Consider the following 12,077-nt stretch of genomic DNA (forward strand, 5'->3'; position numbering starts at 1 on the left):
TCACAGACATGCAAGGAAAAACGAATAGTAGCATGTGCAAAATGCCCTTGTAGCCGACGATTTGCCTCAGGTATGCAGGGAAATTCTCAGGCAAAAATCCTGTCAGTCGTCTTTCTACAAAACATTCAAACACAAAAAAAAGCCCCGCTAGGCGTGGCGCTTAGCGGGGCTTTTTTAACAGTTATGCAAACGGCTTTGGCATTGATGCCGTAGCGCTGCAACAACTCACTTAGGCAGCTTTCACAGCCTTAGCATTTTTACGTGGCGCTTTAGGAGCGGCTGCAGTTGCGACGACGGCAACTTTTGCCGGTACTTTTACTGCGCGCTTGGCTGGTGCTTTAACGGCCGCTTTAACGGCAACTTTTGCAGCTGCTTTAACAGCGACTTTTGCTGGCGCTTTTGCAACGCGCTTGACCGCTGCTTTGGCTGGCGCTTTAACAGCGGCTTTTACAGCGACTTTGGTGGATGCTTTTGCAGGAGCGGACACTGAAGCTTGCGCTTTGATATCGGCGCGCTGAGCTTTGAGCGCATTGATATCGGCAATAACTTTAGTCTTACGCTCGCCAAGTTTGGCCAAGCTAATTGTTATTTTTGCGAGTGCTTTAGCTGTTTTTGAAACCGGTGCTTTTTTGACTGCAACTGGTTTTTGGATTTTGTTAGCAGCCCGTTTTGCAGCAGCAGTTGCTGCCTTAGGAGCCATTTTTTTCGCAGTTACCATTTTTAATTTCCTTTTATTTAGTTCGGCAAAACGTTTTTTAAACCACAAATTTTTAGCCGTCTTATATTTGTGTTGTCTAGATTATCTCGGATATTCATATTTGTCTGTAGAAAATTGATGGCGCATTGTTTTTGCATCATTTTTAAATACTGATCTGTTGCGTCTTACTTCAAACTTAAGCACCTGTTTTTACATAGCGACGGTTTATTCAAGACGAATTTTTAAGTTTTGTTTTTTGCCTATTTCAAGCAATTGATAATTCAGACCAAGCATGGCCTGACGACTTAAAAAGTAAGGATGCAAACGCTCGCGGCAGTGCGAGCCAGCTTGGCTTTAAAAAATTCGGTGTGCTGAAGTTGTGAAGTGAACCTGCGGCGAGGGCCGCACGGTGGTCCCGCCGACGGGAATCGAACCCATATTTCACGCTTAGGAGGCATGCGCACTATCCATTGTGCTACGGCGAGATTGGTGACAAATTTATCAAAAACGACTCTGTTGCGGAGCCGCTAACCATGATTGATTGACATCAAGAACAGCGATTGTATTCGCTCAATCGTAGGGTATGGTGAAGATCAGGTCGACAGCACTTTGTTGGCCAGTTTGTGCGCGTACTGTAAAGCGCTGCGACAAGTTATAAAAAATATACAACGAGCCTAGTGCACCAGATACGCTGCGCTCATAAGCGGCGTAAAAATTTCTCGAAAAACGTTTACCCAGTGTTACCGCGCCAGCCGCAGTACTGCCATCGCTATTAGTACTTGCGCTTTTAAATGAGAGCTCATCTAGTCCAAGCGAGCTAGCCAGACCGCCCGACATACCGCCAGCACTATTTCCCAGTAGCGCCAGCGCAGCTTGTTGTAGCAAAGCTGACTCGGCACCGCCGCTGGCAGACGAGTGACCGAGTACCAACCAAGAAAGTTTCTCAGCATCCGGTAAATCAGGTTGCGCATACAGGCGCACACGCGGCAGCAAAGCAGTGCCAGCAATTTGCACGCCGACTCGCTGCGTCAAATTAGGTCTTATGGCGAGTATGTCTAGCGACGGGTTATCTATTGCGCCGGTAAAGCGCAACAAGCCCTGTTCAACATCGAGTGCTTGACCGTAGGCGCGGTACTGACCGCCCACGGTGTTTACCGTACCAATTAAACGCGGCACGCTGCTACTGCTATCAGCACTGAGTTTTAGCTTGCCAGCAACCAAGGTGTTCAAACCCTTGCCCTGAACCCTAAAGTCTCGGCCCAAGTCAATGTCTACGGCCAGGTTAAAACTGCCTGGCTTAGCCGAGCTAGCCTGCGGCACTTTAGTCTCGGCCGGCACTTTACTACCTGCTGCAATACCCGTGCTGCTACGCACCACCACATCGTCGCCAAGCTGGGGCGTGCCTTCTTCCGGCAACACGATGCGGGCACGGTCAATCACAAGTGCGCCCTCAAGTTTGGTGTCGCTGCCTATCAAGCTAGCCTGAAGATTGCCCGACACAGTCAGTTCTCTGTCCGTACGTATGCTGGCGCGTAAGCGTTCAATTTTTGCGTTTAGTTGAACCTCTGGTTTTCCATTTAGCCAAGCCGCTTGACCTTGCGCACTAAGACGGCCGCCACTGTCCGTCTCACCTGCGCCTTGCAGTGTGAATTCACTGATCAGCATGCGATTACCGTCAAGTGTGGCGCGCAGTCGGCCACGGCCAAACTCTAAGCCATCGACAACCGAGCGCAAAGCCAGATCATTAGCCGACAAACTACCCGAGAGTTGCGGTGCAGCGCGATTGCCACTAATACGTAAATCAGTAGCCAGCGAGCCGCGTATGCGCCAACCGGGCGGCGCCAACACAGACCACACACCTAGGCGCGGCAGTTGCGCACGCAGCTGCCCATCGAGTGGTGCGTCATCTAGCCAGAGCCAACCAGACTCGGCACTGCGTGTAAGCCGGGTGCTGATTTTGCCGTCGGCGCTACCGGCGCGTTGGCTGTCCCAGCGCAAGGCTAAATTGAGTCGCTCGCCATCACTCGCTAACGTGATGCTGGCTTGCCGCACACCGGCAGCAATGCGTGCAGTGCCGCCGGTTTCGCCCTGCACCGTGATGTCGCCGCTGCTGCGCGCAAGACTGGCGTTTAAGCGCAGCGTGTCACTTAGCTGCGCGTCCCACTGAGCATCAAATATCAGATTGCCGTCCAAGCCGGCGTCAGCCAATTGTGGCCCGCCCACCAGTCCTATCCAAGCCAGCGGTAAACCGGTAATTTTGCCGGTACTGATAAATTCACCACTCCGCCAGCGCACCGGTTGCCAGCTAATTTTGGCTGCTGCGGCACTGCTTTTAGCGGTATTGGGTGGACTGAGAAACGCTTGACCTGCAGCGCTTTCAAACCGACCGCCACTGGCCGACGGCGTCCATTTCAAGGCTAAGGATTCTTTGGTCTCTAAGCGCCAAGTGCCTTCACCCAACGCCGGGTCTTGCAATGTCAAACTAAGCTGCGTGAGCGCACCCTGCCAGACACCGGCGCTCTGTCCAGCAGTGGCACCCAGCACAAGTTGCAAGCGCCGCACACCAGCGATAAGTTCAGCGTTGATTTTTAACTGCGCCTGACTTAAGCGGCCAGAAACACTGGCCTGCAGATTTCGCAAACTATAACTGCTGGCTTTGTTTTGCGTCGCCTGAGTCGCTGCGGCAGTGGCGGTGGCGGTATCACTCTTGCTCAAACTAACAGCAGTAGGAGTAGATGTAGCAGCAACCCGAGCCAGCGGATTAGCCGAGCCCGCAGCACGCGCCGCATTGGCAGCGAGCGGGCTGGTCGCCAATGTTTGACGCGCTTGCCAATCCAAACGCGGCAGGGTCAAACTCGCTTGCAGTTGCGGGTCTTTCCAGCCGCCTTGCCACTGCAATTGCAGATCCGCATTGCCACTCGCAATACCGCTGTTGAGCGCCTCTGTCAGCGTTGGCGGCAAGGCTGGCAAGTGCTGCATCCAGCGCAGCGCACTGGCCACGTCGCCCACTTGTAATTGCAACTGACCATTGCCGCTGGCGGGACGTAATTCACCGCGCACACTGGCGTTAAGGCCTGGTGCTTTAAAAATTAAATCTGCTTTGCCAGCAAGCGCTGCTGTTTGGGCTTGCAAGCTGCCGGTGATTTGTGCGTCGTCGGTCTTGAGACTCAACGCTGACAGCGTGAGCGTGCCGCCCGCAGTTTTTGCATTGAAGTTTCCGTTTGCACTGGCGCTTTGCAAATTTAATTGCGCGAGCAATGCTTCACTAGTTTTGGGGTCACTGGTTTTGGCCGCGCGACTGGTGCGAATCGAGGCTTGAAAATCAATGCCATTCAAGCCGCCTCGACTTTGCACACTGGCCTGACCACTGAGCGCCGGTGCGGCGAAATGGCGCATGATTTTTGACGGATTGATATTATCAAGTTGGGCGACCAGCTGCCAGTTGGGCTCTGCCGCATGACTAGCTGGATCACTAGCGGCATCACTACCCACAGCAGCCATCCACTGACCTTGGGCGCTAATTTTTCCGCCGGCGATTTTTGCGTTGAAACTGCGCACCAGCGCTGCACCATTTAGCCACTCGCCGTTTGCCTGCAAACTCTCGACGGGCAGTTTGCTCTGATCCCACGGCCCGGCCAATGCATTACTGGCGTTTATCTGCACCAGCCATGCACTCAGTGCCTGTGTGTCGGCTTTGGGTTCAACACTGGCCGTTCCGCTGAGCAATGTTTGCGGTGCGTTTGGCCAAAGTGCGGCTAAATTGAAATCTTTAAAACTGGCATTCGCCTGCTGCACCGGCTGCGCAGCCCACGGCGTAATACGGGCTGTTAGCGTGGCATTAGGCAGCGATGCAGATTGCGTTTTCGCCAGCAGCGAAGCGGCAATATCAAGCGCTGTCAAAGGCCCTTTGGCGCTGGCTTTAAAGTCTAGCGGCAAGACCTTAGCGCCACCCGGCACGGCAAGCTCGACTGCGCCAAACAGTTCAGCACTGAGGGTTAAAGGAGTGTTACTGCTCAAAGCAACTTGGCCGCGGTAGGAACCACTGGCAAACGCTGCACCGATTAAATCGAGCTGGTGGCGCTGTCCGTCAAACGTATAGCGGCCCTTTATTTGACTGACCTCAATGGGTTTAGAAAGCGCTTGCGAGAAAGTCAATTGCGCCAGTGCAAACTGATCCAAAACTACTGGCAGTGGCAAACCCAAACTAGCCGGTGGCCCGCTTGGTGCAGCATCAGACGACGCTCGCTGATCATCGATCTTGACACTTTCAGCGCTGATATTTTTAAACAAAAGCCGGCCTTGCAACAAAGCCGCAGGCTGCCAAGCTAAATCTAGATTTTTAAGCGCGACGCTCAGGCCATCTTGCTGCCAGAGCAAACCATCTATATGACCGCCATGACGCAAAGAGCCACTCACACCACTCGCGCTTAGCGGCGCGCTTGCGCCCAATTGACTTTGGACTAAACGCAATGCTTGCCCGAGTGAGCCGCTACTTGCAGCCCACCACCACAAAGCCGCGACCAGTAAAACAATCGTCAGCAGCAAACCCGATAAACTGATCGCCAAAACTTTGAATATGCGCCGCATCAAAATACAAATCCCACGCTGGTATGCAAACGAATTTGCTGAGACTTGACGCCATAGGCCAAATCAATTTGTAGTGGCCCAATCGGACTTTTCCAACGCAAGCCCGTGCCTATGCCAACGGCAGGTTTGAAGTCTTGCGGCCTGTCCCCGACTGCACCCACATCCATGAAAAACGTATTTTCAAATTCGGTTGGCAAGCCATTTCTGCGCAAGGGACGCTGCCATTCAATGCTGGCCACTGTCATGTAGCGACCAGGGCCAATCACGCCGGCATGATCGACACCGATATCGCGCAAGCCGTAGCCACGCACCGTGCCGTCGCCACCGGTGCGAAACAGTGCTGAGCTAGGAATGGCAGCATTGCCATTGGCCAGCACCGCCCCAGCCTCGGCGCGCATGGCAATACGTCCAGTCGATAAGGGCGCAAAACTTAACCAACGCCCCACGCTGCGCAGATAGGGTTGGCGTTTTTCGGTTAGCGTCACACCGCCGCCCAATTCAAACCCTAGGCCGTAGCCACGAGAAGGAAATACCTGATCGTCAAAATAACGACCGGTCCAAACAAAGTTGCCACTCAGCGCCGAGCCGTTGCCGACCTGAGCTGCATCGGCCTGCGCCAAACCCACGCCTGTGACTCTGGCGCGGTCAAACTGCACATAAATATTGCGGTCAATTTGATCACCCAACTGAAACCGTCCAAAACGCAAACGCTCAGAATTAGTGATCAAGCGGTTGTCTTCTATGCGTTCAATTCTGGCCAGACCTTGCCAGCGCCAGTTGTCCACGTCCGGCAGTGCCGTCCATTCGGTTTGCAGCGAAGGGGACTTTTGCTCCAATTGCAATTTACTCACGGCTTGCCAGTCGGTGCCGGGCACGCGCAAATGGGTGTGCTCTAAAGATAAGCGCGGCCCGTTGTCGGTTGATGCGCCCACGCCGAGAACGACTTTTTGCAGTTTGGCCTCGCGCACCTGAACTTGTACCGGCACAGCATCAGGTGTGTCGTCTGGATTGATAAAAACCGTTACCGAATCAAAGTAGCCGCTAGCTGCCAGCCTTTGCTGCGCCAACAGCAAAGCTTGCTGGTCGTAAATATCACCGGGGTTTAAGCGCGCTAAACGCGGTACTAGCACCGGGTTATAGCGCTCTATGCCGCTCACCTGTAACTCGCCTAGGCGATACAGCGGGCCCGAATCCAAGGTCAGTGACAGATTCGCGCTGCGCATGGGTGCATCAATATCAGCAAGGCTTTGCGCCAATCGACCGGCGGGATATCGGCGCACAACCAAATCGCGCAAGGCTTGGGTTTTAGCCCCATCCCAGGTTTGCTGAGTGAAGCGTTGGCCAGGCGGCAAACGCCAATTTTGCTCTATCTTTTGGCGTTGCTCTTGCACGCCAGAATCAGCAGAATTGTTAATGTCACCGGTGAACGAAAAAACGGTTTTTGCCACCACGCTAGGTGCGCCGGGCTCGACCACAACCACTATGGAAGGCCTACCACTGGCTGCGCTGACTTGAGTGATATCGACCTCAGGACTGAAAAACCCAAGCGTGCCCACCAGATTGCGCACATTGCGGTCGGCCAGTTGCAGTAGCCGCGCAAGTTCAGCAGCGTCTAAATCGGTCACCGCGCGGTAGCGCTTTAACTCCATGTGCTGCTCAAGCAAACCTTTAAAGGGCTCAGGTGCGCGCACTTCAATATCAAAAGCACTGACCACGGGCTCCGCATCTTTAGCTCCGACTTTACCTTGCGGGGTTGGTACAGGTTTGAGTTCGGGCGGCACTTTTGCGTCGGCCGCAACTGCTGCATTACTGGCCGGCGAGATATCAGCAGGCGTGCTTAATCCAAGCACAGAGCTTTGGGCTCTGACAGGAATCACGCTAGTGAGAAAAAGAGAAATAAGTAGCCAGCCGCAAGCCGCTATCGCGCCTTGGACTGCGCTTGGTTTGGCAGTTGTCACCGCAGAAGTTTAGCGGACAGTTACTTAGAAATTAATCGCATGGCTTCTTCAAGACCTTTAATCGTGAGTGGATACATGCGCTGGGCCAATAGTTGCTGCATCACGCTAATGCTTTGCCTGTACTGCCAGATGCCTTGCAGCTCGGGATTAATCCAGGCGAACTTAGGAAAGGCATTCGTCAATCGCTGCATCCACTCAGCGCCGGATTCCTCGTTGTTGTATTCCACGCTGCCACCGGCTTGCAATATCTCGTAAGGACTCATGGTCGCGTCACCGACAAAAATCAGTTTGTAGTCTTTGTTGTATTTACGAATGATGTCCCATGTCGCAAATTTTTCGCTAAAGCGTCGACGATTATTTTTCCACATGAAGTCATAGACGCAGTTGTGAAAATAATAAAATTCAAGGTGTTTGAATTCGGATTTGACGGCCGAGAACATTTCCTCCACCCGACCAATATGCTCATCCATGGTGCCGCCCACATCCATGAGTAGCAGCACTTTGACGTTGTTATGCCGCTCGGGAATCATCTTGATGTCTAACCAGCCGGCATTCGCCGCGGTTGACTGAATCGTGTCAGCTAAATCGAGCTCTTCGACCGTGCCTTCGCGGGCAAATTTACGCAAGCGGCGCAGCGCCACTTTGATGTTGCGCGTGCCCAGCTCTTGGCTGTCGTCGTAGTCTTTGTAAGCACGCTGATCCCAGACCTTAACGGCGCTTTTGTTACGACTTTTCTCTTGGCCAATCCGTATGCCTTGGGGATTAAAGCCATTTGCGCCGAACGGCGAGGTGCCGCCCGTGCCTATCCATTTACTGCCGCCCTCGTGACGCTCTTTTTGTTCTTCGAAACGTTTTTTAAGCGTTTCCATAAGTTCGTCCCAGCCCATTTTTTCTATCTTGGCTTTCTCCTCTGGGCTGAGTTCAAGTTCAAGATTTTTTCGCAACCACTCAAGCGGTATGTCTTGGGTGAAATCGGCGAGTCGCTCCACGCCTTTAAAGTAACTCGCAAAAGCGCGATCAAACTTGTCGTAGTGCTTTTCATCTTTGACCATAATGGTGCGGCTGAGATAGTAAAAATCGTCTACCGACCAAGCACCATCATCAACGCCATTGAAGCCATTGACGTCATTTTCAGTTTCATTACTGCCACTATTGGGGCCGACAACACCGGCCTGCAAAGCTTGCAGCAACATCAAAAATTCATTCACGGATACCGGCAATTTAGCCGAACGCAAAGTGTAGAAAAAATCAATCAGCATGGTTTTTGCCGGTTTAGTCGGTGCGTTTTTTATTGAGTAAATACAGCAGCTGCGCTTTGGCTTCTGGCCATTCGCCAGCGCGCATGCTATACATCTCGGTGTCTCTGAGTGTGCCGTCACGGCGCAATGCATGACCGCGCAGCACGCCATCTTTTTGAGCGCCCAAGCGTTCAATTGCACGCTGGCTAGCAAAATTAAAGTTATCCGTTCGCCAGCCGACAACATCGCAATGCAACACCTCGAAAGCCTGCGTCATCAGCAGCAGTTTGGTGCAGGTGTTGACATGACTGCGTTGAACACTCGCTGCATACCAAGTAAAACCAATCTCTAGGCGGCTGACCTCCGGCAATATGTCGTGGTAACTGCTGGTTCCGAGCAATCGGCCACTGGCCTCATCTAGCACGGCGAAAGCGGCGCGATTGGGCGTTTGCAATGCGGTCTGAATATAGGCGAGGGTTTCATGCGGTTCGGGTATCGAGGTCACGCGAATTTTCCACAATTCGCCATCAGCAGCCGCAACCTTTAAACCTGACTCATGGGCCAAAGCCAAAGGCACTAACAGCAGGCCGTAGCCGGCAAGGTTTTGGGCTTGCGCAAACGTCATATCAATCCCTGTTTGGGGCTTTGTTGTCGTTGGCTTTGGCTTGTCGACTTTTACGCCAAGTGCGCGCCAGTTGCAGACCAAAACCGCCGCCTAAGCCAACCAGCACAATGCCAAAAATAGCCGCATTACCGTAGCCCGCACCCATGATGTCCAGACCGGCTAGCAGGCCTATGCCGTAGCCCAGCAAAGCGCCGCCCAGGAAACCTATAGCGTCCGACAGACCTTCTATGAGCAGTGTTTTTTGTTTCATGTGGCTTGACTCAATTAACGGTTATTACGCTGCATGAAAACTAATTTTTCAAACAGATTGACATCCTGCTCATTTTTGAGCAAGGCGCCCACCAATGGCGGAACGGCGACTTTGTCGTCTTGGCTTTGCAGGGCTTCTAACGAGATGTCTTCGGCCACTAGCAACTTGAGCCAGTCCAACAATTCGCTTGTCGAGGGTTTTTTCTTTAGCCCCGGCAGGTTGCGCACATCATAAAAAGTCTTCATCGCTGCGGCCAACAACTCTTGTTTCAGCACCGGGAAATGCACGTCGACAATTTTGCGCATGGTGTCGGCATCGGGAAACTTGATGTAGTGGAAAAAGCAGCGGCGCAAAAACGCATCAGGCAGCTCTTTTTCATTATTGGAGGTGATAAAAACCAGTGGCCTGTGCTTGGCACGAATGAGTTCACGGGTCTCATAAACGTAGAACTCCATGCGGTCGATTTCGCGCAGTAAGTCGTTGGGAAACTCGATGTCAGCCTTATCGATTTCATCGATCAACAGCGCCACCGGTGTCTCAGAAGTAAAGGCCTGCCAAAGCACACCTTTGACGATGTAATTATTGATGTCCTTGACCTTAGCGCCGCCGTCTAGCGTGCTGAGCTGGGAGTCACGCAAACGCGAAACCGCGTCGTATTCATACAAGCCCTGCTGCGCTTTGGTGGTGGATTTAATATGCCACTGCAGCAGCGGCAGTCCCATGGATTGAGCGACTTCCTCAGCCAGCATGGTTTTGCCGGTACCCGGTTCGCCTTTGACTAACAAAGGTTTTTTCAGCGTTGCCGCGGCATTAACCGCCAGCATCAAATCTTGGGTAGCGACGTAGTTTTTAGAGCCTTGAAATTTCATCGTATGGTGCCGGGTAAGGATTGCGGTTGCCCGTAAATCACACTATTGTGCGGTCTAGGGCAGTCGATTTACTGTCGTATTTGCGACCCTTTGGAGCGCGTGCAGGATAGCAATTAATCTCAGCAAATTTTTGCTCTGCGCACGCAGATACAATCAATGCCTAACAAGATCATTCTTCACCCGACTTATCAATCGATTGTGCGCGCAAAATGAACAAGCTTTTTACTCTGCTATTTTCTGCGGTTGTGGCCTTCGCGGCGACTTCTAGTCATGCTCAGGAAATCAAGGGCGACGCCGCTGCTGGCGGTACCAAAAACGCCATGTGCATTGGCTGTCACGGGATCGCCGGCTATCAGTCCACATTTCCCGAGGTCTATAAAGTACCTATGATTTCGGGCCAAGGCGCGGCCTACATAGCATCCGCCTTACATTCCTACAAAAAAGGCGATCGCAAACACCCCACCATGCGCGGTGTTGCCACCACATTGAGCGAGCAAGACATTGCCGATCTGGCCGCCTATTACAGCGCACGCGGCGTGGTTGACGGTGTCGAATTGCCGGCCATGCCAGCGATGCAAGCCAATACCCAAGTGCAAGCGCTGTTGGCAAAAGCTAATTGCGCGTCTTGCCATGGCGCTAACTTCAGTAAGCCAATTGACCCGAGCTACCCAAAGCTTGCCGGTCAGCATTCAGATTACTTGCTAGTCGCACTAAAGGCCTACAAGGTAGAGAACAATCCCAATGTTGGCCGTAACAACGCCATCATGGCTAGCATGGCCAAGCAATACACCAATGCTGAGCTCAAGCAGATCGCTGGCTATATTTCATCATTGCCGTCAGATCTCAAAGTAGTGCCGCAAAGCCGTTTTCGCTAAGCCTAGCTAAGCACATACAAAAAGCCGCTTTTTAAGCGGCTTTTTTTTGCACTATCTGCGTTCAGCGTTTAACCATCTCGATTGCGCTATTAGTCCCGCGTAGCGTGCCTTTGCACGCAGTCTATATAAGCAGCACCATCTGGCGGTCGACCTGCGCGCTGACTTTCCCATACCATTTGACCTAGGCAATCCATCGTCTCATGGTGAGCGTGATGCAAAGAGTCACGCCGCGCCGTTAGCAGCTCGACGGCTTGGCGTATTCCGCGCGGCTGATCAATCGAGCATTGCTCGCTGATAGACAGATGCATGGACAGGTGCAGAAATGGATTGGTTTTGCCATCTTCAGCGTCGTACATTTTTTCTAATGCCGCGGCTTCGTTGGAAAAATCAGCATGGTATTCGGGGTGCTCAGCAATCCACAGATCGGCAATAGTCTCTATTGCCTCCATGGGCGCACCGGATTGATTTTTAGCATAGACGGCGCAAAAAAAGCGGCGTACATCGGCTTGTGAGGGCGTAAACATTCTCAAAGAATAGCATGCAAGGCCTAGCCTTACGAACGCGAGTGAAAAGCCAAATTCAAATTTAAAGCACACACAAAAATATGAGCAGCGCTTGCTTGACGCGGCCTCTGGCTACAGTCCTACAGTGGGCAGCTAAGCGACTCATTACATTCAATAGCAAGCGTCTGATTTACGCAATGCAGACGCTAAGCGTGATTAAATTTATAAAAACCTAGGAGTGCTTCACATGAACGCAAGCAAAATTGCCGGCATCATCTTGCTACTGGCCGGTATGGCCGGCCTGTTCACCGGGGGCTTTAACTTCACCCGCGAAAAAACACAAGCCAAGATAGGAACCCTCGAGCTGACGGTGAAAGAAGAGCAAACCGTCAACATCCCGCAGTGGCTCAGCTTTGGCGCGCTGGCACTAGGCGCCGTGGTGTTGGTGATGGGTTTTCGCAAGCCTTAACTTATC

11 protein-coding genes and 1 tRNA gene are annotated in these 12,077 nt (G+C 52.5%); 3 read left to right on the plus strand and 9 right to left on the minus strand.

Annotated elements, in window-relative coordinates:
* Positions 1-229: 229 nt before the first annotated feature.
* Positions 230-577 carry a hypothetical protein gene (locus HC248_RS15170; protein WP_238342651.1) on the minus strand — a complete coding sequence of 116 codons (348 nt, stop codon included), beginning with the start codon at positions 575-577 and terminating at the stop codon, positions 230-232.
* Here HC248_RS15170 and HC248_RS17745 point away from each other — a divergent pair.
* Complete coding sequence (locus HC248_RS17745) at positions 570-836, plus strand: hypothetical protein (RefSeq protein ID WP_238342652.1); 267 nt, start codon at positions 570-572, stop codon at positions 834-836. The two genes, HC248_RS15170 and HC248_RS17745, sit on opposite strands and share 8 nt — an antisense overlap.
* Positions 837-1,107: 271 nt before the next feature.
* Here HC248_RS17745 and HC248_RS15175 read toward each other — a convergent pair.
* From HC248_RS15175 to HC248_RS15205, 7 genes are all read right to left on the minus strand, one after another.
* Positions 1,108-1,182, minus strand: a tRNA-Arg gene (locus HC248_RS15175).
* A gap of 85 nt (positions 1,183-1,267) precedes the next feature.
* Entirely contained in the window at positions 1,268-5,284 is a 4,017-nt protein-coding gene (locus HC248_RS15180) for a translocation/assembly module TamB domain-containing protein (protein ID WP_168923209.1), read from the minus strand.
* Positions 5,284-7,242 (minus strand): autotransporter assembly complex protein TamA, encoded by a 1,959-nt coding sequence (locus tag HC248_RS15185; RefSeq protein ID WP_238342653.1) that lies wholly within the window; start codon positions 7,240-7,242, stop codon positions 5,284-5,286. The genes HC248_RS15180 and HC248_RS15185 overlap by 1 nt, the downstream gene beginning before the upstream one ends.
* Positions 7,243-7,262: 20 nt before the next feature.
* Complete coding sequence (locus tag HC248_RS15190) at positions 7,263-8,501, minus strand: vWA domain-containing protein (protein WP_168923210.1); 1,239 nt, start codon at positions 8,499-8,501, stop codon at positions 7,263-7,265.
* A 13-nt stretch (positions 8,502-8,514) separates the two neighbouring features.
* A complete protein-coding gene (locus tag HC248_RS15195; RefSeq protein WP_168923211.1) occupies positions 8,515-9,105 on the minus strand; it encodes a GNAT family N-acetyltransferase in 591 nt (196 codons plus the stop codon).
* Position 9,106: 1 nt separating this feature from the next.
* Positions 9,107-9,355 carry a hypothetical protein gene (locus HC248_RS15200; protein WP_168923212.1) on the minus strand — a complete coding sequence of 83 codons (249 nt, stop codon included), beginning with the start codon at positions 9,353-9,355 and terminating at the stop codon, positions 9,107-9,109.
* A gap of 14 nt (positions 9,356-9,369) precedes the next feature.
* Complete coding sequence (locus HC248_RS15205; protein ID WP_168923213.1) at positions 9,370-10,224, minus strand: AAA family ATPase; 855 nt, start codon at positions 10,222-10,224, stop codon at positions 9,370-9,372.
* 209 nt (positions 10,225-10,433) lie between these two features.
* On the opposite strand from HC248_RS15205, the gene HC248_RS15210 reads away from it, so the two are divergent.
* Positions 10,434-11,099, plus strand: a complete 666-nt coding sequence (locus HC248_RS15210) for a c-type cytochrome (protein ID WP_168923214.1) — start codon at positions 10,434-10,436, stop codon at positions 11,097-11,099.
* An 89-nt stretch (positions 11,100-11,188) separates the two neighbouring features.
* Here the strand turns inward: HC248_RS15210 and HC248_RS15215 are convergent, their stop codons facing one another.
* Complete coding sequence (locus tag HC248_RS15215) at positions 11,189-11,623, minus strand: DUF1841 family protein (protein ID WP_168923215.1); 435 nt, start codon at positions 11,621-11,623, stop codon at positions 11,189-11,191.
* Positions 11,624-11,849: 226 nt separating this feature from the next.
* On the opposite strand from HC248_RS15215, the gene HC248_RS15220 reads away from it, so the two are divergent.
* On the plus strand, positions 11,850-12,071 hold the full coding sequence (locus HC248_RS15220) for a hypothetical protein (RefSeq protein ID WP_168923216.1): 222 nt from the start codon (positions 11,850-11,852) through the stop codon (positions 12,069-12,071).
* The last annotated feature ends 6 nt before the right edge of the window (positions 12,072-12,077 follow it).

This window comes from Polaromonas vacuolata, assembly GCF_012584515.1.
Taxonomy (GTDB): domain Bacteria; phylum Pseudomonadota; class Gammaproteobacteria; order Burkholderiales; family Burkholderiaceae_C; genus Polaromonas; species Polaromonas vacuolata.

What these genes read in the sequence shown, in the direction of transcription:
- HC248_RS15205 (WP_168923213.1), bottom strand. Translation starts at nt 10,224, where the DNA reads ATGAAATTTCAAGGCTCTAAAAACTACGTCGCTACCCAAGATTTGATG.
- HC248_RS15210 (WP_168923214.1), top strand. Translation starts at nt 10,434, where the DNA reads ATGAACAAGCTTTTTACTCTGCTATTTTCTGCGGTTGTGGCCTTCGCG.
- HC248_RS15215 (WP_168923215.1), bottom strand. Translation starts at nt 11,623, where the DNA reads ATGTTTACGCCCTCACAAGCCGATGTACGCCGCTTTTTTTGCGCCGTC.
- HC248_RS15220 (WP_168923216.1), top strand. Translation starts at nt 11,850, where the DNA reads ATGAACGCAAGCAAAATTGCCGGCATCATCTTGCTACTGGCCGGTATG.
- HC248_RS15200 (WP_168923212.1), bottom strand. Translation starts at nt 9,355, where the DNA reads ATGAAACAAAAAACACTGCTCATAGAAGGTCTGTCGGACGCTATAGGT.
- HC248_RS15180 (WP_168923209.1), bottom strand. Translation starts at nt 5,284, where the DNA reads ATGCGGCGCATATTCAAAGTTTTGGCGATCAGTTTATCGGGTTTGCTG.
- HC248_RS15190 (WP_168923210.1), bottom strand. Translation starts at nt 8,501, where the DNA reads ATGCTGATTGATTTTTTCTACACTTTGCGTTCGGCTAAATTGCCGGTA.
- HC248_RS15195 (WP_168923211.1), bottom strand. Translation starts at nt 9,105, where the DNA reads ATGACGTTTGCGCAAGCCCAAAACCTTGCCGGCTACGGCCTGCTGTTA.